Source organism: Corynebacterium sp. USCH3, assembly GCF_037619475.1.
Taxonomy (GTDB): Bacteria; Actinomycetota; Actinomycetes; order Mycobacteriales; family Mycobacteriaceae; genus Corynebacterium.
Genome location: NZ_JAQPZT010000001.1, coordinates 577,028 through 598,477 on the forward strand (window position 1 = coordinate 577,028; position 21,450 = coordinate 598,477).

Below are 21,450 nucleotides of genomic sequence, written 5' to 3' on the forward strand. Positions count from 1 at the left end.
CTCCTCAGTCTTCCCAGGGGAGTTCGGCACCCACGGCCTCAGCGAGGTTCGTCAGCCCGTGGCGGCGGACCTGCCCGGCCAGCCCCTGGTGGATGTCCCGGATCCAGTCCGGGCCGCCGTAGATGAACCCCGTGTAGCCCTGCAGCAGCGTCGCCCCGGCACCGATCCGCTCCCAGGCCTGTTCGGCGGTCTCGATCCCGCCGACACCGATGAGCGTCAACCGGTCACCGGCACGCGACCTGATCCGGCGCAGCACCTCCAGTGACCGTGTGGCCACCGGTGCCCCGGAGATCCCTCCCGCCCCCAACGCCGTCACTTCAGAGGCCGGTGTCCGGAGGTCGTCCCTGCTGACCGTCGTGTTCGTCGCGATGAGTCCGGTGAGCTCCAGCTCCAGGGCCAGGTCAGTCACCGCGTCGACGTCGGCGTCGGAGAGGTCCGGGGCGATCTTCACGAAGAGGGGCCGGTCGCTGGCCCGCCGGACGGCATCGACGATGGGACGCAGACTTTCCACGGCCTGCAGGTCGCGCAGGCCCGGGGTGTTCGGCGACGACACGTTGATGACCAGGTAGTCGGCGACGTCGTCGACGGCACGCGCGGACTCGAAGTAGTCGGCCGGTGCCCGGTCGGCCGGGGTGGTCTTCGTCTTTCCGAGGTTGACGCCCACCGGCTCGGACTCGACCCGGGTCCGCAGCCGGTTCGCCGCCGCCTGGGCGCCCTCGTTGTTGAACCCCATGCGGTTGAGCAGTGCCCGGTCGGCGGGCAGCCGGAACAGGCGGGGAGTGGGGTTGCCCGGCTGCCGCACGGCCGTGACGGTACCGACCTCGGACGACCCGAATCCGAGGGGACCCCATACGTCGACCTCCGTGGCGTTCTTGTCGAATCCGGCGGCCAACCCGAGGGGACGGGGGAAGCGCACACCGGCGACCGTCTGCGCGAGCACCGGATCGGTGACGACGAAGCTGCGACGCAATGCCGCCCGGGCGGACGCCGAGCTAGCGGCGGCGGCGAGGGCACGCGACATCAGTCCGTGGATACGCTCGGCGCGCAGGCGGAACAGTACTGTCAGGGATGCGTCGTAGACGACACCCCGGGCACGGCGGAAGCCACTCGTGGACGTGGTGGAGGTCGTGGAGGTCATGGGGTCAGTCCTTTCGGGGCAGGTCGCCGGAGGAGATCACTTCGCGGGTGCCGTCCGCGGTGACCAGCAGCAGGTCACCGCTGCCGTCGTCGATGATGTGCCGGACATCAGGGGCGGTGGCCACCCGACCGATCTCGACGGGAGTTCCACTGGACAGCTCATAGCCGGTCAGCTGACTGTCACCGGTGGTGGAGACCCACATCACCTCACGGTCGGAGTCCCACAGCACCGCCCACGCCCCCTCGCCGGTGGGGACGGACTGGGTGTGCCTGATCACGTCGGTGACGGTGTAGACCAGCGCCTGGTTTCGGCGTGCGTCGGAAGCCACCAGGACCCCGTCCGCCTTCGTCCCCGCCGACACCGTGCCGACACCCTGACCGATGCGCAGGGCCGCGACCCGGGCCCGGTCGACGAGGTCGAGGTCGGTCACGCTGGTCTGCGCGGCGTCGATGAGCGCGGCACGCCACTGGGGACCGTCGTCCCCACCGTTGCGGGTGTTGCCGACCAACTGCATGGCACTGCCGGTGGCTGTCACGTCCTCGGTGCCCTCGTCCCCGCCGTCGGCGGAGAACCAGTGCACGTCACTGTCGGACTCGACGGTCAGGGCCACCGCGCCGTCGGGATGGACGGCCGCCGAGGTCACCTCGCCCGGGGCGTCGATCCGACGCTGTTCCTGCCCGTCGGCGTCGAGGACGCGTACGGTCGTCCCGCACCCGAGGACGACACCGTCCACGGCTCCGGTGACCGTGGTGCAGTCGTCGTCGACGTCGACGGTGTCGGCCCGTCCTGCGGCGACATCGGCGAGCGGGCCGATGCTCAGCCGGCCCTGCTGCAGGGCGGCCACGGGGGCGGGGGAGTCTTCCGAGACCGCGTCGCCGACCCCGGCGCGTACCAGACCCAGCAGTTCGTCTCCGTCGTCCAGCGTCCCCGTCGCATCGGAGGTGTCCGCCCCCCCGGGCGAGTCCACCGGCTCGGCGGCGACGCCGACGATGGTCTCGCCGTCCCCGCCCTCCCCGTCGTCACCGTCGGTTCCGTACATCTGCTCGGCACATCCGGACAGTGTCAGCGCCACGGCAGCCGGTAGAGCCACCGTCGCCGCCATGCTCTTCTTCGGCCACGTCCGGGGCCGGTTCACCAGGCTTCTCACGCCGTTCACGCTACTACACCGGGTGCAGGACACCGCCCCCGCCCGACGTGAGGCGGCCGCCGCCGCAGGGTACGCTCTTCTGCCATGGAGCTCTCCTCACATCTCGCCGCATCCGCTGGCGACGCCGTCACCACCACCGACATGGGGTGGATGCAGACCATCATCCTGTCGATCGTCCAGGGACTCACCGAGTTCCTCCCGGTCTCGTCCTCCGGACACATGCGCATCGTCTCCCAACTGGTGTGGGGGGAGGACGCCGGCGCGTCCTTCACGGCGGTGGTCCAGCTGGGTACGGAGTTGGCGGTCCTGGTGTTCTTCGCCAAGGACATCTGGATCATCCTGTCGGCCTGGTTCGCCGGTGTCTTCGACCGGACGAAGCGCGACAACCTCAACTACCGGATGGGCTGGATGGTCATCGTCGCCACCATTCCGGTCGGGCTGATCGGTTTCCTGGCGAAGGACCTCATCCGCGACAACCTGCGTAACCTCTGGATCACGGCGATCGTGCTGATCCTGTTCTCGTTCGTGTTCATCTGGGCCGAGAAGGTCGGCACCCACCGGCGCACCTACGAGAAACTCACCATGAAGGACGCCGTGCTGATGGGCTTCGCCCAGTGCCTCGCACTGGTGCCGGGTGTCTCCCGCTCGGGCGCCACGGTGTCGGCAGGTCTGTTCCTCAACCTGGACCGCGAGGTCGCGACCCGGTTCTCCTTCCTGCTCGCCATTCCCGCCGTCCTGGCGTCGGGCCTGTTCAGCCTGCCCGACGCCTTCGCCCCGGCCGCCGGACAGGCCGCCAGTGGTGTGCAGCTGCTCGTCGGCACGTCGATCGCCTTCGTCCTGGGCTACATCTCGATCGCCTGGCTGCTGAAGTTCGTGGCCAACCACTCCTTCGCCTGGTTCGCGCTGTGGCGTATCCCGGTCGGTGTGGCTGTGCTCGTGCTGCTGGCGACCGGCGTCATCAACGCCTGATCGATGACCCGGTCGGGGACGCACCGTGGGACGGGCCGGTGGGGCGGATGGCCGGCCGCGGTGACTAGAATCAGGGCCCATGCGTTCATGGCCCACCCCTGACATCCCCGTCCTCCCGGGCGACGGTGTCGCCCTCACACTCCACGACACCGCCGCCGACCGTGTCCTCCCGGTCGACACCGGCCTTCTCACCGACGCAGGGGAGGTGGGGGTCTACGTCTGCGGGATCACCCCCTACGACTCCACCCACCTCGGCCACGCCGCCACCTACGTCACCTTCGACCTGGCGATCCGCCAGCTGATCGACAACGGCCACGGCGTGCACTACGTGCAGAACATCACCGACGTCGACGATCCACTGTTCGAACGCGCCGAGCGCGACGGGGTGGACTGGCGCGACCTCGGGACCGGTCAGATCGACCTCTTCCGGTCCGACATGGAGACCCTCTCGGTCCTCCCCCCACGCGACTACATCGGTGCGATGGAGTCGGTCGACGAAGTCATCGACATGGTCGACCGACTCCTGTCCGCCGGTGCCGCCTACCGGATGGACGACGAGTACCCGGACATCTACGTCGACTACACCTTCACCGACCAGTTCGGCTACGAGTCCCGCTACGACGAGGAAACCATGGCGGGATTCTTCGCCGAGCGCGGCGGTGACCCGGAGCGCCCCGGCAAACGGCACCCGATGGACGCCCTGGTGTGGCGTGCCCACCGGGACGGTGAACCCGCCTGGGAGTCGCCCTTCGGTCCGGGACGCCCCGGCTGGCACGTCGAGTGTTCGGCGATCGCGACCAACCGGTTGGGGTCGTCGTTCGCGATCCAGGGCGGCGGCAGTGACCTACGCTTCCCGCACCACGAGTTCTCCGCCGCCCATGCCGAGGCGGCACACGGCGTCGACCGGATGGCCGGGCACTACGTGCACACCGGCATGATCGGGCTGGACGGCACGAAGATGAGCAAGTCCCTGGGGAACCTGGTGTTCGTGTCCCGGTTGTCCGCCGAGGGCCACGACCCGTCCGCGATCCGGCTGGGACTCTACGAGGACCACTACCGTCGCGACCGCGACTGGTCTGACGCGGTCCTCCAGCGGGCCGAGGAGAGGCTGTCACGGTGGCGTCGGGCCGCCGACGCAGCGCAACGACTCCCCGCCGACCGCGCCACCGGACTCGTCGCCGGGGTGCGTGCCGCGCTGGCCGACGACCTGGACACCCCGACCGCCCTGGACCTGATCGACGCCTGGTGCCGGGACGTGGGCACTGTCGGAGCGGGGACGGAGGCCGTCGTCGACCCCGGGACATCGGCCGGTGCCACGCTGCGCACCCTGTGCGCCGCCCTGCTGGGGGTGGCACTGTGAGCGCCTCCGACGACAGGTCCTTCGCCGCGGCGACCGACGCCGCCCGACACGACTTCCTCGAGAACCTCACCTCGATGGCGACCGGAAGCTACCTCCGCGAGGAGGACCGCGAGTTCTGGGAGGCGCCGTTCCCCGCGTCCGTCGTGGACGAAGCCGCCGAAATCCTCCACCGGCTGGTGGCGGGGGTGCGCGCCGACCCGTCCGGGGAGGTCGTCCTGCAGGTGATCTCCGCCCACGACGCCCTGCGCGCCCTGAGCGACCGTCATGCCGGCGCCGTCTACGAGGACGAGGAGATCTCGGACTTCCGGACCCTGGTCACCGTCCTGTGCGAGGAGGTCGGGGCGGACGCCGGGCAGGTCCTCGACGACCTGGACCGCATCATCGAACAGGAGTGAGTTCCTGCACCAGCAGTGACTGCGTGGTGGTTCCCACCGGCCCCCGACGGTCGTAGAGACGCCCGACGGTGAGCCCGACACCGTCGGGACCGACGTTGGCCTCCGCCCGCACCGCCGTCCACGGCCCGTCCGGCAGGCGGTGCAGGGCGACGGTGAGGTCGGTGTTCATGAACAGCCACTGCGCGGGGTCGAGCACTCGGTCGATCCCGTTGGCGACGTCGGCCACCGACATCAGCCGCGTCCACGGGGTGTCCTCCGCGCCGGCGACCACCGGTACCGTGCTGCGTACCCAGAGCTGCCGCTCGGCGGCCCGGGTCTCGAGGGTGTCGATGTACGGGCTCTTCCATGCGGTGAGGAAGGTCTCCGCCTCGGTGCACTGTTCCCAGGGCACCAGGTCTGAGGCGCTGGGGACGTCCGGGTTCTCCAGCTCGCGGGTGTCGGTGGACCGGATCCACCAGCCGCTCCCGCGCACCACCTCCCGTCCGGCGCTGTCGGTGACCACAGCCTCGAGATAGGAGATCCGACGCCCGGGGCGCACCACCCGCGCCGTGGCGCGGAGCCGGTCGACGGGCACGGCGCCGAGGAGCTCGGTCGTCACCCTGACCAGGCGTCCGCCCTCCGGGACGGACTGTTCGAGCACGTGGGTGACCAGGGCTGACGGGGGAGCGCCGTGCTGCAGGTCCGGCCCCCACGGACTCACGGTGTGCCGTGTGGCCGTGAAGTCGGTCCACACTGTCCCGGTGTCGTCGGTGAAGGTGGCTCCCTGCAGGAAGTAGGCGTCGGTGTCGGGGGCGGTGACGAAGCTCATGGTGTCGGATTCTATCCGGGCGGGCAAGATGGCAGGGATGAAGGCGATTCTCTGGGACATGGACGGCACGCTCATCGACACGGAGCCACGGTGGGGCGAGGCGACCTACGCCATGGCCGCGGCCATGGGACGCGAGCTCACCCCGGCGGTCCGTGCCGAGACGGTCGGGGGGACCGCCGACGGCACGGTGCGCCGGTGTGCCCGCTGGGCCGGGCTGGAGCCCACCGACGACGAGGTGGACCGGTGGATCTCCTGGCTCTACGCCCGGGTGTCCGTCCTGTTCGCCCAGGGACTCGACCTGCTTCCCGGCGTCCACGGGCTGCTCAGTGAGGGCCGCGACGCGCAGCTGCCGATGATGGTGGTGACCAACACCTTCCGGTCGCTGACCGACCAGGCGCTCGAGACCGTCGGCGGGAACTTCTTCGTCGGCTCCGTCTGCGGCGACGAGGTGTCCGCCGGTAAGCCCGATCCGATGTCCTACCTCACCGCCGCGCGTCGCCTGGACGTCGCTCCGGACGACTGCCTGGTGTTCGAGGACTCCACCAACGGCATGCGTGCCGCGGTGGCCGCAGGGTGCCGGGTGGTCGGGCTCCCGGCCGACGGAGCAGCGGTTCCCGAGGGTGCTGTCCCGGTGTCGTCGCTGCGGGACGGGCGCACTGACCTCAGCGGCCTCGGACTGTCCGATCTGCGTGCATTCTGGGAACAGCTGGGACGCAGCCGTGTAGGGTGACCGCGTCCCCGCGCCGGTGTGCCGGATGTGACAGAATGAGTGCCGTGAAGAACTTCGACTCCCTGTTTGAGGAACTGTCCCAGCGTGCCGCGGATCGTCCCGCCGGCTCCGGCACCGTGGAGGCGCTCGACGCCGGGGTGCATTTCCAGGGCAAGAAGATCGTCGAGGAGGCCGGCGAAGTCTGGCTCGCCGCGGAGTACCAGTCCGACGACGAACTCTCCGAGGAGATCTCCCAGCTGCTCTACTGGCTGCAGGTCGTCATGGTCGGCCGCGGCCTCACCCCGTCCGACGTCTACAAGTTCCTCTGAGGTGCCCGCCGTGACACAGTCCGCATCATCCCCCGTGTCCTCCGTCGTCGACACCCCGGCCGAGCTGCTGCGGGTCGCTGTACCGAACAAGGGCTCACTGTCGGAGACCGCCACCGAGATCCTCTCCGAGGCCGGGTACCCCGGACGCGGGGACTCCAAGTCACTGACCGTCGTCGACGCCGACAACGGCGTGGAGTTCTACTTCCTGCGCCCGAAGGACATCGCGATCTACGTGGCCAGTGGGCACCTGGACATGGGCATCACCGGACGTGACCTCGCCGCAGACACCCGCGAGGAGACCGAGGAACTGCTGGAGCTCGGCTTCGGCGACTCCACCTTCCGGTACGCCGCCCCCGCCGACGAGGAGTGGAGCGTCGAGAAGCTCGAGGGACGGCGCATCGCCACGTCCTACCCGAACCTGGTCCGGCGCGACCTGACGTCCCGGGGGATCGACGCCACCGTCGTCCGCCTGGACGGTGCCGTGGAGATCTCGATCCGGCTGGGCGTGGCCGACGCGATCGCCGACGTCGTCTCCACCGGTCGGACCCTGCGCCAGCAGGGACTGCGTCCGTTCGGCGACCCGGTGATCAGCTCGACCGCGGTGGTCGTGGGACGCCGGGGCGCCTCCGTCGACGAGCGCCAGCAGGTCCTGCTCAAGCGCATTGAAGGCATCCTCCACGCCCGGAACTACGTGATGCTGGACTACAACTGCTCCCGGGACATCCTCGACAGCGCCGCCGCCGTCACCCCCGGCCTCTCGGCGCCGACGGTGTCCCCGCTGGCCCAGGACAACTGGGTCGCCGTGCGCGCGATGGTTCCCCGCAAGGACGCCAACACCCTGATGGACAACCTCTCGGCGCTCGGCGCCGAAGCCATCCTCGCCAGCGACATCCGCATCGCACGGATCTGACCACACCACACGTCGCCCCTTCCACCACGAAAGGTCCACACCCCATGACCGTTCCCGAGTTCCGGCCCGAACCCCAACCTGAAGCCCAGGCCGCGTCCCAGGCCGGGTCCCAGCCCGCGTCCCAGCCCGCATCCCGGCCGAGGTCCACGCCCGTCACCTCGTCGACCCAGCTGATCACGGCGGCCGAGACCCACTCACTCAGCGCACACGCCGCCGACAGCTTCCGTACCGAGGAAGACCTGCTGGGCACGATGGAGGTCCCTGAGCACGCCTACTACGGGATCCACGCCCTGCGCGCGGTGGACAACTTCCAGATCTCCCGGACCACGCTGAACCAGCTCCCCGAGTTCATCCGGGGCATGGTGCAGGTGAAGAAGGCCGCGGCGATCGCCAACCAGCGCCTGCACGCCCTTCCGCGGGAGAAGGCGGAGGCCATCGTCTGGGCGTGTGACCGGATCCTGCTGGACCACCGGTGCATGGACCAGTTCCCGATCGACGTGTACCAGGGTGGTGCGGGCACGTCGACGAACATGAACGTCAACGAGGTCGTCGCCAACCTCGCCCTGGAGTACCTGGGGGAGCCCAAGGGCAGCTACCACGTCATCAACCCCAATGACGACGTCAACATGAGCCAGTCGACCAACGACGCCTACCCCACGGGCTTCCGGCTGGGCATCCACACCGCCTTCCAGGACCTGATCCGGCACCTCAGCGCACTGGAGCGGGCGTTCTCCAACAAGGGCGACGAGTTCCGCGACGTCATCACCATGGGCCGCACCCAGCTGCAGGACGCGGTGCCGGTGAGCCTCGGGGACGAGCTCACCGCCTTCGCCCAGAACCTCTCCGAGGAGCAGTCGCAGCTCACCCGCGCCGCCGACTTCATGCTCGAGGTCAACCTCGGGGGAACGGCGATCGGCACGGGAGTCAACGCCCCGTCCGGCTACCAGCAGCAGGTCATCGCGGCGTTGCGGGAGGTCACCGACCTCAAGGTGCTCGCCGCCAACGACCTGTTGGAGGCCACCAGCGACACCGGCGCCTACGTCAACGCCAGTTCGGTGGTCAAGCGGGTGGCGATGAAGCTGTCGAAGATCTGCAACGACCTGCGGCTGCTCTCCTCAGGCCCGCGCGCGGGCCTCAACGAGATCAACCTGCCGGAACGCCAGGCCGGTTCCTCGATCATGCCGGCGAAGGTGAACCCGGTGATCCCGGAGGTCGTCAACCAGATCTGCTTCAAGGTCTTCGGCAACGATGTCACGATCTCGATGGCGGCCGAGGCCGGCCAGCTGCAGCTCAACGTGATGGAGCCGGTGATCGCCCAGTCCCTGTTCGAGTCGATCCGTCTGCTGGCGCGGGCCTGCACCACCCTGCGTACGCTGTGTGTCGTGGGGATCACGGCCAACGAGGACGTCTGCCGGTCCTACGTGGACCACTCCATCGGCATCGTGACCTACCTCAATCCGCTGATCGGCCACCACAACGGCGACCTCGTCGGCAAGGAGTGCGCGCGGACGGGCAAGTCGGTGCGTGAGGTCGTGCTCGAGCGCGGTCTGCTGGACGCCGAGACCGTCGACCAGGTGCTCAGCAAGGAGAACCTGCTGCACCCGGTGTGGCGAGGAAAGCTGTACGTCGAGTCCTGACGGGCCCCGGCGGGTCCCTAGCGGACACCGGGGGTGTTCCCCGGGTGTCCCCGGACGAGGGGAGGAGACGACGACCTCCCACACCAGTTAGTTCATGTAGCTAACATTGTCGGTGTGACCTACCCTGCAGACAACACCACGACTGCCACCACCTACCGCTCTCTCCTGCAGCAGCTTCCCCCGTCCGGACGGGGACTCCGGTTGACCTGGGACCCCGACCGGAGCGAAGGCTCCTCCCGTAGCTGGGCACTGGGCCTGCCGCACGGGCTGACCGACGGACGGACGGTCAACGGCCCGCCGGAAGCACACCCCCCGAATGAGGGGTTCCAGAAACTCTTCGTCGTCGATCCTGGCGAGGTCCACCGCCACCACCTGGCCCGGGTGTTCGGCATCCGGACCGCGCAGGACGTCCTCCGGACGGCCGCCGACCGGCTCCGGGACGCCGGCGACGCGGACTACCGCCAGTACCTTCCGGCCCTGCAGTCACTGTGCGACACCCCCGTGGCCGACCGTCCCGCCGCCCATACGGTGCTCGGACCGGTCGATCCTGCCCACCACCACCTGATCATCCCGTTCCTCCAGGACGAGGCGGCCCTGGCGCTGCCGGAGACTCCGCCGGTGGACACCACGGCCTGGGACATCTCCGTCGCCGTCCATCTGCTGTGGCTGGCCCACGGTGGCGGGCTGATCACGGAGGACCGGTGTTCCGGCATGCTGTCCGACGCCCTCGGTCTGGCGCAGTCGACCTACACCACCTGGCAGGACTACGCCGACGGCGCCGTAGTGGGGCGCGCGGTCGCCGACGGTCGACTGGACGACTCCTGTCTATACTTCGTCCGCGACGTTGCCGTGGTCCTCAACCACCCCGACTCGCCGTGGTACCGGCTGGAACTGCGGGCGTAGCCTGAGGGGGTGCTCCCTGATCCCGTCACTCCGGCCCACCGGTCCGCGCTGCGCTCCATCGCCCGTGTGGTCTCGGAGACGACCACCCCGACCGCGCCGGACGTCGCACTGTCCCTGGTCGCCGGTCAGCTCCTGCAGGCACCGGCGCTGGCGGTCACCGGGGCCGGTGTGTCCACGGACTCCGGTGTCCCGGACTACCGCGGCCCGTCCGGCTCACTGACCCGGCACCGCCCCATGACCTACCAAGAGTTTCGGCACGATCCTGAAGCCTCACACCGCTACTGGGCCCGCTCCTTCGTAGGCTGGCGGCACATGGCCGCGGCGCGGCCGAACCTCACGCACTACGCGCTCGCCGAACTCGAGCAGGCCGGGCTCGTCACCGGGGTGGTCACCCAGAATGTCGACGGTCTCCACGCCGACGCCGGCACCCGGAACCTGCTCTCCCTGCACGGTGACCTCTCCCGGGTGATCTGCCTGCACTGCGGGCACCGTGAGGACCGGGCCGCGCTCGACGCCCGCCTGGTGGCCCACAACCCCGGTTACCTGGAGAGCATCGCCCTGGACCCGTCCCTGGTCAACCCGGACGGCGATGTCACCCTCGGCAACGACCACGTCCGCAGGTTCTCCATGGTCGGGTGCGAGCGATGTGGCTCGGTGCTGCTCAAGCCCGACGTGGTCTACTTCGGCGAACCGGTGCCGCAGGAACGCAAACGGCAGGCCACCCGGATGCTGGCGGAGGCCTCCAGTCTGTTGGTCGTCGGATCATCCCTGGCGGTGATGAGCGGCTACCGTCTGGTGCTTGACGCACGGAAGCAGGGCAAGCCCGTCGCCGTGATCAACGGCGGGCCCGGGCGGGCCGACCCCAAGGCCGGGGTCGTGTGGCGCACGCCCGTCGCCCCGGCGTTCCTCGACCTCATCGACACCCTGGGGATCTCCTGACCCCGGGGCCTCCACTCAGGCGAACTCCTCCGGCACACCGGGGTAGTCCGGCGGTGTGCCGTTGAAGGCGGGACACAACGCCTGGAAGGAGCACCAGCCGCACAGCTTCGAGGTCTTCGGGGCGAAGTCGCCGCTGCGGGCGTCCCGGCCGATCGCCGTCCAGATCTCACCGAGGTCGCGCTCGACGTAGTTCAGCTCCGCCGGGGTGGGGGAGAGCACCATGTCGTCGCGGACCTTGAGGTACATCAGGCGCAGCTGCTCGGGAATGTGGTCGAACAGGCGCCACCAGACAAGGGCGTAGAAGCGCATCTGGAACACCGCCTGCTCGGAGAACCGGGGGATGGGCTTCTTCCCGGTCTTGTAGTCGACCACGCGGACCTGGCCAGTGGGGGCGACATCCACCCGGTCGATGAACCCCCGGACGGGTACCCCGTTGGGCAGGGTGGTGTCCACGAACTTCTCCACCGACTCCGCGTCGAAACCGGAGGGGTTCTCCATCGCGAAGTAGCCCTTGACCAGGGACCGGGCCTCGACGAGGAAGTCCGTCGTCGATTCGGCGGGCACCAGCTCCTCAAGCTGCGCGTCCGCGTCCTTCATCGCCGTCCAGTGCGGGGTGAGCATCTTCACCGCGGCGGGGTAGGTGCGCTCCTCCCGCGGCAGGCCGTGCAGGTCCTCCAGGACCGCGTGCACCAGGGTGCCCTTGACCTGCGCGACGGTACTGGGCTCCGGCAGCCGGTCGATCGCCCGCAGGCGGTAGAGCAGCGGACACTGCCGGTAGTCACCGACACGCGAGGGTGACAGGGCGAGGGGACGGCGGGTCACAGGGCCTCCAACATCTTTCCGGGGTTGAGGACGGCGGTCGGGTCGACGGCATCCTTGATTCTGCGGTGCAGGCGGCGGTTCGCCTCATCAAGTTCCCGCGGAAGCCACGCCGACTTCAGCGCACCGACACCGTGTTCGCCGGTGATCGTACCCCCGAGTTCAAGTCCGAGCCGCATGATGCGGTCGAACGCCTCGGTTCCTGCGGCCACGGAGTCCTCGTCGGCGAGATCGTAGAAGACCGACGGGTGGACGTTGCCGTCACCGGCGTGGGCGACGAGGGCGACGGTGGTCCCGGTGTCGTCCCGGATCGCCTCGACACCGGCGCAGAAGTCGGCCAGACGGCTGCGCGGGACACACACGTCGTCGATCATCTGGCCACCGCCATGGGCGGCGGCATACCGTTCGTTGGCGATCTGCACCGAGCGTCGGGCGGCCACCAGGAGCTCGGAGTCCACGGCATTGTCGGCGAACGCGACGTCCACTGCGCCGTGTGCCTCGGCAACACGGGCGAAGGCCGCGGTGTCCTGCGCGGCGGTGGCGGCGTCGGACTGCATGATCAGCACGGCACCGACGGTGGCGTCGAGTCCGAAGTCGCCAATCCCGGCGAGCAGGCCGATGGTCATCCCGTCCATCATCTCCAGCATGGAGGGGGACGCCCCGGTCGCCATGTAGGCGGCGACGGCCTCCACGGCGCTGCCGACCGTCGGGAACGTCGCCAGTGCGGTGAGGGGGTCGGGTCCCAGGGGGATGACCGTCAGCGTGGCCTCCACGATGATGCCCAGCGTTCCCTCGGAGCCGGTGAACAGCGACACCAGGTCGAGTCCGGCGACCCCCTTGACGGTGCGTTGTCCCAGCCGGGTCACCGTGCCGTCAGCAAGCACGACGGTGAGCTCGCGGACGTACCTGCGGGTGACGCCGTACTTCACACAGCACATGCCGCCGGCGTTGGTGGCGATGTTGCCGCCGATCGACGATATCGCCACGGAACCAGGGTCCGGTGGGTACGCCAGTCCGTGGGGACGCAGCGTGTCCTTGAGGTCCTTGTTGATGATCCCCGGCTCCACGGTGACCGTCATGTTCGCCTCGTCGATGTCCAGGACCCGGTTCATCGACGCCACCGAGAGCAGGATGCAGCCGGACTCGGCGCAGGCTCCACCCGACAGTCCGGAGCGGGCCCCCTGCGGGACCACCGGGATCCCGTGGTGGTGGGCGAAGCGCACAGTCAGAGCGACGTCCTCCACACACCCGGCGCGCACCACGGCGAGGGCGTCGCCGGTGCCGGGGTGGACGGATTCATCGGTGGAACAGGAGGCGACGACGTCGGGGTCGGTGCTCAGCGTGCCCTGGAGTCGGGCAGCCAACGCGGTCAGGGTGTCGGGGACGCGTGTCACAGGTGCTCCAGCATCTTTCCGGGGTTGAGGACCCCGGTGGGGTCGACGGCGTTCTTGATCTCGCGGTGCAGGCGCCGGCTACCCTCGTCGAGTTCGCTGGCCAGCCAACGGTTCTTGAGGTTGCCGACACCGTGCTCGCCGGTGATCGTGCCCCCGAGTTCCAGCCCGAGGGCCATGATGCGGTCGAAGGCGTCCTGGGCGGCTGTCACGGAGTCACGGTCAGCGGTGTCGAAGAAGACCGAGGGGTGCATGTTGCCGTCGCCGGCGTGGCCGATGACGGTGACCAGCGCGCCGGTGTCGTCGCTGATCTCGGCCACCCGGTCACAGAACTCGGCGATACGGGAGCGGGGGACGCACACGTCGTCGAGGAGCTGGCCGCCCCCGTGCGCCCGGGCGTAGTGCTCCCAGGCGGGTTGGGCACAGCGCCGGGCGGCGACGAGGAGGTCGGAGTCGACCGGGTTGTCGGCGAAGGCGACGTCCGCCGCGCCGTGCGTTTCGGCGACCCGGGCGAAGGCTTCGGTGTCCTGTGCCGCAGTGACCGAGTCCGACTGCATGATCAGCACGGCGCCGACCTCGGTGTCGAGACCGAAGTCGCCGAGCTCGTTGACCATGGCGACGGTGGCGGCGTCCATCATCTCCAGCAGGGAGGGGGTGGCTCCGGTGGCCATGTAGGCCGAGACCGCTTCCGCGGCGGACCGGACCGTGGGGAAGGTCGCCAATGCGCTCAGCGGGTCCGGCCCCAGGGGCACGACCTTGAGCGTGGCCTCGACGATGATCCCCAGGGTGCCTTCGGACCCGGTGACCAGGCCGGCCAGGTCGAGGCCCGCCACGCCCTTGACGGTGCGGTGTCCGAGCCGGGTGACCGTCCCGTCGGCCAGGACAACGGTCAGCTCGCGGACGTACTCGCGGGTCACGCCGTACTTCACGCAGCACATGCCGCCGGCGTTGGTGGCGATGTTGCCGCCGATGGAGCACATGGCCACGCTGCCGGGGTCCGGTGGATAGGCGAGGTGGTGGGGGCGCAGGGCGTCCTTGAGGTCCTTGTTGATGATCCCCGGCTCCACGGTGACGGTCATGTTCGCCTCGTCCACCTCGAGCACGCGGTTCATCGACGCCACCGACAGCAGGAGGCAGCCGTCGACGGCGTTCGCGCCCCCGGAGATACCCGACCGGGCCCCCTGCGGGACCACCGGGATCCCGTGGTCGTGGGCGAAACGCAAGGTGGCGACGACGTCCTCCACCGTGGTGGCCCGGATCAACGCGGCAGGAGCCCCGACCGGGCTGTAGAGCGACTGGTCGGTGGCGTGGGCGGTGAGCACGTCCGGGTCGGTAGTCACCGACCCGGACAACAACGGGCCCAGTCGTGTGGCGATTCCGGTGACGGTGGGGGAGGTCGGGGACGTCATTGCCGCCACTGTAGTCGCTGCCGTCCCAGCGCCGTGCCAGCGCCGTACCGGTGGTTGCCGGGCACCTCCGGCTACCGTGGTGGGCATGAACTCCAACCGTCTCGCCGGATCGACGTCCCCGTACCTGCAGGCCCACGCCGACAACCCGGTGCACTGGCAGCCCTGGGGCCCGGAACCCTTCGCCGAGGCCCGGGAGCGTGGTGTGCCCGTCCTGGTGTCGATCGGTTACGCCACCTGTCACTGGTGCCACGTGATGGCCGCAGAGTCCTTCAGCGACGCGGAGACCGCCGCGCTGATCAACGGGAACATGGTGGCGGTGAAGGTCGACCGGGAGCAGCACCCGGACGTCGACGCGTACTACATGCAGGCCGCCCTCGCCCTGAGTGGGCAGGGGGGCTGGCCGATGACGGTGGTCACGGACACCGAGGGGCGGCCGTTCTTCGCCGACACCTACTTCCCGCCGGTCCCGAAGCAGGGCAGACCGTCGTTCCGCCAGGTCCTCGAGGCGGTGGCGCGGACCTGGACGGAGGAACGGGACCGGGTGGACGAGTTGACCGCCCGGCTCAACGAGGCGATCCAGGCCAGTGGGGAGGAGGACGGTGCGGGAGCGTCGTGGGCCGCACAGGACGCCACCGCGGAACTGCCGACACGGATCGTGCAGAAGATGCGGGCCTCCGAGCACCCGACCGGCGGATTCGGCGGTGCCCCGAAGTTCCCGCCGGCGGCGGCGCTGCTGGGCCTGGTGCGGTGGGCGGAGCGCACGGACTCCGACACCGCCTCGACGCAGGTGCTGGACATCGTGGGACGCACGACGGCGGCGCTGCTGCAGGGCGGGTTGGTCGACCCGGTCGAGGGCGGCTTCCACCGCTACTGCGTGGACGAGAACTGGACGGTCCCGCATTTCGAGAAGACGCTGTACGACAACGCCCTGCTGCTGCGCGCCCTGGCCGCCTACAGCGCCCGACGGCCCGACGACGCGCTCGTCGCTGAAGCCGTCGGACTCACCCGGTCGTTCCTGACCCACGGGTTGGGCACCGGTGTGCCCGGGCTGCTGGCCAGCGGACTCGACGCCGACACCGTCGTCGACGGCACCCGCGTCGAGGGATTCACCTACACCTGGGCCCCCGGTGAACTGGAGGGTCTGGGACTGTCCGGTGACGGTGACGTGGACGGACGTGTCGTCCTCACCCGGCGCGAGGGCCTGCCGCTGTCGTCTGAGCTGCGTGACGCCCTACGGCAGGCGCGTTCGTCCCGGCCCCGCCCCGCGGTCGACGGCAAGGTCGTCACGGCGTGGAACGCCATGGCGGCGGTCGCGCTCACCGAGGCCGGGGACCCGGGGTCCGGGGCCGCGGTCACCACCGCCCTGTGGGGTCACGCGGTGACCACCGACGCCGACGGCGGCATCGTCGAGGTGGTGCGGTGCACCGGCTCCCCGCAGGCACCAGGCACACTGGAGGACTGCGCCTGGCTGTTGCTCGCCCTCGTCCGCCTGTGGGAGCACCGGGGCGAGACCGGCGAGACCGACGAGACCGGCGGCGGGCTGGACGTCCCGGCGGCGGTCTCGGAACTGGTGCGCCACACCCAGCTCACCTTCCACCGTGGCCCGGGCACCTGGTACGACGCCGCCACGTCTGTCGCCGGTACCGGGGTGCGCCCCCGGGACCCCTACGACGGGGCGACACCCTCGGCGGTGTCGGTGCTGGCGGAAGCTCTGAGCATGGCCGGCACACTGGCCACCTCCCTCGACGACGCCGACCTGCGTGCCCTCGGTGCCCGCTGGTCGGCCGAGGCACGTCGGATCCTCGACGCCCACACCGGCGTCGTCGACCAGCATCTGGCGCAGGCCGGCGGCTGGCTGAGTGCGCTGGAGTGCCACCTCGCCGGCCCCGTCCAGGCCACCGTCTCCGGGGCGTCCGCGGAGCAGGTCTCGGCACTGCGCTCGACGCTGGGGACGTCCTGCCTGGTCCTGCCCGTCGAACAGGGCGCCCGGATGCTCGGCACCGGCGACGCACCCGGGACAGCGGTGGTCCAGGTGTGCCGGGCGGGGGTCTGCGGGGTCCCCACGGCCCTGTGAGCCTTCCGAGCCCGCTGAGCGCGTGTGCGCCGACCGGCCGTTACACTGATCGGGTCCACTGCCGCACCAACGTAAAGGGGAACACCGTGGCCTACTCCGGCCCGTTCCAGCCCGGCGACCGGGTCCAGCTCACCGACGCCAAACGCCGCCACTACACCATCACCCTGGAGACCGGTGGCAGTTACTTCACCCACAAGGGCGAGATCAGGCACGACGACATCATCGGCAGCGACGAGGGCACCGTCGTCGTCTCCCACGTCGGCGGCGAGTACCTGTGTTTCCGGCACCTGCTGGTCGACCACGTGCTCTCGATGCCCCGCGGTGCCGCGGTGATCTACCCCAAGGACGCCGCGCAGATCCTGGTGGAGGGCGACATCTTCCCCGGTGCCAAGGTCCTCGAGGCCGGGGCCGGCTCCGGTGCGCTGTCGATGACGCTGCTCCGTGCCGTCGGCGGGCACGGTCAGCTGATCTCCTACGAGATCCGCGAGGACCACCTGGAGTACGCGGAGAACAACGTGACCGAGTACATGGGGGAGCACCCGGCGAACTGGGACCTGCGTCTCGGCGACCTCAACGACGTCACCGTCGAGGACACCGACGGCCCGGTCGACCGGGTCATCCTGGACATGCTCGCCCCCTGGGAATGCCTGGACACCGTCCGCGACCTGCTCATCCCCGGCGGAGTCTTCATGACCTACGTCGCCACGGTCCCTCAGCTGATGAAGGTCATGGAGGGCATCCGTGAACTGGGGTGCTTCACCGAACCGAAGGCGTGGGAGTCGCTGGTCCGCGAATGGAAGGTCGAGGGGCTGGCCACCCGCCCGGAGCACCGGATGAACGCCCACACCGCCTTCCTGGTCTGGGCACGTCGACTCGCCGACGGTACCGTGGCGCCGCGGCCACAGCGACGGGCGCGGAAGTAGTGCATTTCGGCGGTACTGGATAGGCTACCTTTCCTCCGCATGTAGACTGGCCCCCTATGACGCAGCACACCACGGACCAGAATCTCCATGACGGACCGACCGCCCGGGTCGACTCCGGCCCTGAGTCCTACCGCCAGCTGCAACTGGCCAACCGGACCCTGGGTACCCGCAACGCGAAACTCACCGAGATGCTCAAGTCCAGCCGCGACAAGCTGGACGAACTGAACTCCCGGCTGGACGCCCTCGCCGAACCTCCGAGCACCTACGGCACCCTGCTGGACACCGGGGACGGTGGTCTGACCGCCGAGGTCTACACCGCCGGACGTCGGATGCGACTGGCCGTCAGCCCCCGGGTCTCCCCGGGAGAGCTCCACCCCGGCGCCCTGGTGCGACTGGGGGAGGGTCAGCAGGTCGTCGAGGTCTGCGGCTACGCCGACGCCGGCGACATCGGCACGGTCGTCGAGGTCGTCGACGCTGACCGCATCGTCGTCGCCGACAAGCTGGGGGAGGAGGCCCTGATGAAATGCGCCGGCGCCCTCACCTCGGAACTCGCCGCGAAACAGGTCGGCCCCGGCGACAGCGTCATCGTCGACCGCCGCGCCGGGTACGCCTTCGAGGTGATCTCCCGCGCCGAGGTCGAGGACCTGGTGCTCGAGGAGGTCCCGGACGTCTCCTACACCGACATCGGTGGCCTGGAGAGTCAGATCGAACAGCTCCACGACGCCGTCGAGCTGCCGTTCCTTCATCCCGAGCTCTACCGCGACTACGGACTGCTGCCCCCGAAGGGCGTGCTGCTCTACGGCCCACCCGGCTGCGGCAAGACGCTGATCGCCAAGGCGGTGGCGTCCTCCCTGTCCCGCAAGATCAACTCCGAGGCGGGAACACCGGACGCGAAGTCGTACTTCCTGAACATCAAGGGCCCGGAGCTGCTCAACAAGTTCGTCGGTGAGACCGAGCGTCAGATCCGGCTGATCTTCGAACGCGCCCGCAAGATCGCCTCCGCCGGTCAGCCGGTGATCATCTTCTTCGACGAGATGGAGGCCATCTTCCGCACCCGTGGCACCGGTGTCTCGTCCGACGTCGAGTCCACCGTGGTGCCGCAGCTGCTGGCGGAGATCGACGGCGTGGAGGGTCTGCGCAACGTCATCGTCATCGGCGCCTCCAACCGGGAGGAACTCATCGACCCGGCGATCCTGCGTCCGGGTCGTCTCGACGTGAAGATCCGGGTGGAGCGACCCGACCGTGCCGCCGCCGCCGACATCCTGGAGAAGTACCTCACCGCGGAGGTCCCGATGTCGAGTGCGCTCAGCGAGGCCGCCGGGGGGCCGGAGGCCGCCGCCGCCGGGCTGCGCGCCCGGGTGATCGACAACCTCTACTCCGACGACCGCCCCTACCTCACGCTGCACTACGCCGACGGCACCCACACCGACCTGTTCTTCCGCGACTTCGCCTCGGGTGCGATGCTGGCCAACATCGTCGACCGGGTCAAGAAGCTCGCCATCAAGGACGTGCTGCGCGACGAGGGCGACGGGGTCACCGAGGCCCACGTGGACACCGCCGTCGACGAGGAATGCCGGGACAACGACGACCTGCCCGACACCACCAATCCCGCCGAATGGGCCCGGATCTCCGGTCACTCGTCACGCCGGGTCGTGGAGATCACCATGGCCGACCGTGGGGCCGACCGTGGGGCAGACCGGAAGGCCGACCAGTGAGCGACGCGCCCCGCCGCCTGATCGGCACCGAGACCGAGTTCGGCATCATCGCCGAGGGCGACCCCCACGCCAGCCCGATCGAGACGTCCACCCAGGCCGTCGTCGCCTACGCGGGGGCGACAGGGCTGGGGGTGAACCGGCGGACCCGGTGGGACTACAACGCCGAGTCCCCACTGCGCGATGTGCGCGGTTTCGACCTGCGCCGCTACCGCACCGCCCCGGTCATCGACCCCAACGCCCTGGGCTCGGCGAATGTGGTCACCACCTCCGGTGCCCGGTTCTACGTCGACCACGCGCACCCCGAATACTCCTCGCCGGAGACGACCAACGCCTGGGACGCGGTGATCTGGGACAAGGCCGGCGAACGGGTGATGCACACCGCCGCGCAGGCGTCCGGGGAGATCGAGGACCAGCCCACCCTGAAGATCCACAAAAACAACGTGGACGGCAAGGGCGCCTCCTACGGTTCCCACGAGAACTACCTCTACCCACGCGCCTACAACACCGACGCCGTCCAGGCCGCACTGATCCCGCACTTCGTGACCCGGCAGATCTACACCGGCGCCGGACGTCTGGGCCTCGGCGCCGAGAGCCAGTCCCCGGGCTTCCAGATCAGCCAGCGCGCCGACTACATCGAGACCACCGTCTCCCTGGAGACCACGCTCAACCGGGGCATCATCAACACCCGCGACGAGTCCCACGTGGGCGACGACTGGGCCCGGATGCACGTGATCATCGGGGACGCGAACCTCTCGGAGTACGCCACCTTCCTCAAACTCGGCACCACCGCGCTCGTACTCGACGCCGTCGGCGCAGGCGCGGACTTCTCCGACCTGGCCCTCTACGAGCCGGTGGCCGCCGTCCAGCAGGTCTCCCGGGACCTGGACTGCGCGGCCCCGCTGCGGCTCTACGGCAACGTGGAACGCACCGCGGTCGACATCCAGCGCGAGATCCGTCGCCGGGTCACCGACGCCGTCCCGCCCACCCGCCGCCACACCACCGACGACCTCGTGCTGGAACTGTGGGGGGAGATTCTCGACGACCTGGAGCGGGACCCCGCCAGCACCGCCGACCGGCTGGACTGGACGGCCAAACTCAGTCTGCTCACCGCCTACCGGGCCCGTGGCCTCGACTGGGACCATCCCACGCTGGCTGTGGTCGACATCCAGTACCACGACATCGACCCGGCGAAGGGGCTGTACAACGCCCTGGTCCGGAAGGGCCGGATGCGCACCCTCGTCCCCGCCGAGGACGTCGCCGCCGCAGCCGGCCAGGCGCCCACCGACACCCGCGCCTGGCTGCGCGGCGAGGTCGCCCGGCGGTTCTCCGACGAACTGCTCGCGGCGAACTGGGACACGCTGGTCCTGGACACCCCCTACGGGGCGTCGTCGACGACACGGGTGCTGCTCTCCGACCCGCTGCAGGGGACCGCGGAGCAGCTGCAGGACGCCCTGACCGACGTCACTGACGCCGCCGGGCTCGTCCGGGTGCTGGGCGAACTCATTCCCGGCTCCCTCGACGGCGTCGACTGCTAGCCTGTAGGCACAAGAACACAGTTTCACTATCACCCACGCATTCACGCATTCCTGAAGGAAGTGGTTCCACATGGCAGCCGGATCAGGCTCGACGGGCGGCTCTCACCAGGGCCAGGTGCACGGGGGCCGCGGGCCCGCCGACGAGGACACCGGCCTGCACGACACTGACGCCGCCTCCGGGCAGGAGCAGCTCAAGGTCAGCGGCACCGACGACCTGCTGGATGAGATCGACGGTCTGCTGGAGTCCAACGCCGAGGAGTTCGTGAAGTCCTACGTGCAGAAGGGCGGGCAGTAGTCACGTCGCCCGTACCGCCTGTGTCGTCCGGACCGCGCGTGTTCA

General features: G+C 69.7%; 20 protein-coding genes. 14 read left to right on the plus strand and 6 right to left on the minus strand.

Annotated features, from left to right (window positions below):
* Window positions 1-4: 4 nt before the first annotated feature.
* Complete coding sequence (locus tag PQI66_RS02705) at window positions 5-1,138, minus strand: quinone-dependent dihydroorotate dehydrogenase (RefSeq protein ID WP_339995805.1); 1,134 nt, start codon at window positions 1,136-1,138, stop codon at window positions 5-7.
* A gap of 4 nt (window positions 1,139-1,142) precedes the next feature.
* Window positions 1,143-2,285, minus strand: a complete 1,143-nt coding sequence (locus PQI66_RS02710; protein WP_339995806.1) for a hypothetical protein — start codon at window positions 2,283-2,285, stop codon at window positions 1,143-1,145.
* 141 nt (window positions 2,286-2,426) lie between these two features.
* Here PQI66_RS02710 and PQI66_RS02715 point away from each other — a divergent pair, with 141 nt between their 5' ends.
* From PQI66_RS02715 to PQI66_RS02725, 3 genes are all read left to right on the plus strand, one after another.
* Window positions 2,427-3,254 (plus strand): undecaprenyl-diphosphate phosphatase, encoded by an 828-nt coding sequence (locus PQI66_RS02715; protein WP_339996011.1) that lies wholly within the window; start codon window positions 2,427-2,429, stop codon window positions 3,252-3,254.
* Between the two features lie 79 nt (window positions 3,255-3,333).
* Window positions 3,334-4,614 (plus strand): cysteine--1-D-myo-inosityl 2-amino-2-deoxy-alpha-D-glucopyranoside ligase, encoded by a 1,281-nt coding sequence (mshC, locus tag PQI66_RS02720; protein WP_339995808.1) that lies wholly within the window; start codon window positions 3,334-3,336, stop codon window positions 4,612-4,614.
* A complete protein-coding gene (locus PQI66_RS02725) occupies window positions 4,611-5,009 on the plus strand; it encodes a hypothetical protein (RefSeq protein ID WP_339995810.1) in 399 nt (132 codons plus the stop codon). Before mshC ends, PQI66_RS02725 begins: the two co-directional genes overlap by 4 nt.
* Here PQI66_RS02725 and PQI66_RS02730 read toward each other — a convergent pair.
* On the minus strand, window positions 4,993-5,817 hold the full coding sequence (locus PQI66_RS02730) for a thioesterase family protein (RefSeq protein WP_339995811.1): 825 nt from the start codon (window positions 5,815-5,817) through the stop codon (window positions 4,993-4,995). The genes PQI66_RS02725 and PQI66_RS02730 overlap by 17 nt on opposite strands.
* On the opposite strand from PQI66_RS02730, the gene PQI66_RS02735 reads away from it, so the two are divergent.
* The 6 genes from PQI66_RS02735 (at window position 5,804) to PQI66_RS02760 (ending at window position 11,244) form a co-directional block, all read left to right on the plus strand.
* The gene (locus PQI66_RS02735) at window positions 5,804-6,547 is read left to right on the plus strand and encodes an HAD family hydrolase (RefSeq protein ID WP_339995813.1); all 744 of its coding nucleotides are present in this window, start codon (window positions 5,804-5,806) and stop codon (window positions 6,545-6,547) included. The two genes, PQI66_RS02730 and PQI66_RS02735, sit on opposite strands and share 14 nt — an antisense overlap.
* A gap of 44 nt (window positions 6,548-6,591) precedes the next feature.
* Window positions 6,592-6,855 carry a phosphoribosyl-ATP diphosphatase gene (locus PQI66_RS02740; protein WP_339995814.1) on the plus strand — a complete coding sequence of 88 codons (264 nt, stop codon included), beginning with the start codon at window positions 6,592-6,594 and terminating at the stop codon, window positions 6,853-6,855.
* A 64-nt stretch (window positions 6,856-6,919) separates the two neighbouring features.
* A complete protein-coding gene (gene hisG, locus PQI66_RS02745) occupies window positions 6,920-7,765 on the plus strand; it encodes an ATP phosphoribosyltransferase (protein ID WP_339996013.1) in 846 nt (281 codons plus the stop codon).
* A 44-nt stretch (window positions 7,766-7,809) separates the two neighbouring features.
* On the plus strand, window positions 7,810-9,402 hold the full coding sequence (gene aspA / locus PQI66_RS02750) for an aspartate ammonia-lyase (RefSeq protein WP_339995816.1): 1,593 nt from the start codon (window positions 7,810-7,812) through the stop codon (window positions 9,400-9,402).
* A gap of 114 nt (window positions 9,403-9,516) precedes the next feature.
* Complete coding sequence (locus PQI66_RS02755; RefSeq protein ID WP_339995818.1) at window positions 9,517-10,305, plus strand: DUF1266 domain-containing protein; 789 nt, start codon at window positions 9,517-9,519, stop codon at window positions 10,303-10,305.
* Between the two features lie 9 nt (window positions 10,306-10,314).
* Window positions 10,315-11,244: a Sir2 family NAD-dependent protein deacetylase gene (locus PQI66_RS02760; RefSeq protein ID WP_339995819.1), complete on the plus strand. Its 930-nt coding sequence runs from the start codon at window positions 10,315-10,317 to the stop codon at window positions 11,242-11,244.
* Window positions 11,245-11,259: 15 nt separating this feature from the next.
* Here PQI66_RS02760 and PQI66_RS02765 read toward each other — a convergent pair whose 3' ends face one another.
* The 3 genes from PQI66_RS02765 to PQI66_RS02775 are packed head-to-tail and all read right to left on the minus strand — an operon-like array spanning window position 11,260 to window position 14,863.
* A complete protein-coding gene (locus PQI66_RS02765; RefSeq protein ID WP_339995820.1) occupies window positions 11,260-12,066 on the minus strand; it encodes a RecB family exonuclease in 807 nt (268 codons plus the stop codon).
* Complete coding sequence (locus PQI66_RS02770; protein WP_339995821.1) at window positions 12,063-13,457, minus strand: FAD-binding oxidoreductase; 1,395 nt, start codon at window positions 13,455-13,457, stop codon at window positions 12,063-12,065. Before PQI66_RS02770 ends, PQI66_RS02765 begins: the two co-directional genes overlap by 4 nt.
* Complete coding sequence (locus tag PQI66_RS02775) at window positions 13,454-14,863, minus strand: FAD-binding oxidoreductase (protein WP_339995822.1); 1,410 nt, start codon at window positions 14,861-14,863, stop codon at window positions 13,454-13,456. Before PQI66_RS02775 ends, PQI66_RS02770 begins: the two co-directional genes overlap by 4 nt.
* Window positions 14,864-14,948: 85 nt before the next feature.
* Here PQI66_RS02775 and PQI66_RS02780 point away from each other — a divergent pair, with 85 nt between their 5' ends.
* From PQI66_RS02780 to PQI66_RS02800, 5 genes are all read left to right on the plus strand, one after another.
* A complete protein-coding gene (locus PQI66_RS02780) occupies window positions 14,949-16,937 on the plus strand; it encodes a thioredoxin domain-containing protein (RefSeq protein WP_339995823.1) in 1,989 nt (662 codons plus the stop codon).
* A gap of 86 nt (window positions 16,938-17,023) precedes the next feature.
* Window positions 17,024-17,860 (plus strand): tRNA (adenine-N1)-methyltransferase, encoded by an 837-nt coding sequence (locus tag PQI66_RS02785; protein WP_339995825.1) that lies wholly within the window; start codon window positions 17,024-17,026, stop codon window positions 17,858-17,860.
* A 56-nt stretch (window positions 17,861-17,916) separates the two neighbouring features.
* Complete coding sequence (gene arc / locus PQI66_RS02790) at window positions 17,917-19,575, plus strand: proteasome ATPase (RefSeq protein WP_339995826.1); 1,659 nt, start codon at window positions 17,917-17,919, stop codon at window positions 19,573-19,575.
* Complete coding sequence (dop, locus tag PQI66_RS02795; protein ID WP_339995827.1) at window positions 19,572-21,110, plus strand: depupylase/deamidase Dop; 1,539 nt, start codon at window positions 19,572-19,574, stop codon at window positions 21,108-21,110. The genes arc and dop overlap by 4 nt, the downstream gene beginning before the upstream one ends.
* A 70-nt stretch (window positions 21,111-21,180) precedes the next feature.
* A complete protein-coding gene (locus tag PQI66_RS02800) occupies window positions 21,181-21,405 on the plus strand; it encodes a ubiquitin-like protein Pup (protein ID WP_339995828.1) in 225 nt (74 codons plus the stop codon).
* Window positions 21,406-21,450 lie beyond the last annotated feature (45 nt).

What these genes read in the sequence shown, in the direction of transcription:
- PQI66_RS02775 (WP_339995822.1), bottom strand. Translation starts at nt 14,863, where the DNA reads ATGACGTCCCCGACCTCCCCCACCGTCACCGGAATCGCCACACGACTG.
- PQI66_RS02800 (WP_339995828.1), top strand. Translation starts at nt 21,181, where the DNA reads ATGGCAGCCGGATCAGGCTCGACGGGCGGCTCTCACCAGGGCCAGGTG.
- PQI66_RS02705 (WP_339995805.1), bottom strand. Translation starts at nt 1,138, where the DNA reads ATGACCTCCACGACCTCCACCACGTCCACGAGTGGCTTCCGCCGTGCC.
- mshC (WP_339995808.1), top strand. Translation starts at nt 3,334, where the DNA reads ATGCGTTCATGGCCCACCCCTGACATCCCCGTCCTCCCGGGCGACGGT.
- PQI66_RS02730 (WP_339995811.1), bottom strand. Translation starts at nt 5,817, where the DNA reads ATGAGCTTCGTCACCGCCCCCGACACCGACGCCTACTTCCTGCAGGGA.
- arc (WP_339995826.1), top strand. Translation starts at nt 17,917, where the DNA reads ATGACGCAGCACACCACGGACCAGAATCTCCATGACGGACCGACCGCC.
- PQI66_RS02780 (WP_339995823.1), top strand. Translation starts at nt 14,949, where the DNA reads ATGAACTCCAACCGTCTCGCCGGATCGACGTCCCCGTACCTGCAGGCC.
- aspA (WP_339995816.1), top strand. Translation starts at nt 7,810, where the DNA reads ATGACCGTTCCCGAGTTCCGGCCCGAACCCCAACCTGAAGCCCAGGCC.
- PQI66_RS02715 (WP_339996011.1), top strand. Translation starts at nt 2,427, where the DNA reads ATGGGGTGGATGCAGACCATCATCCTGTCGATCGTCCAGGGACTCACC.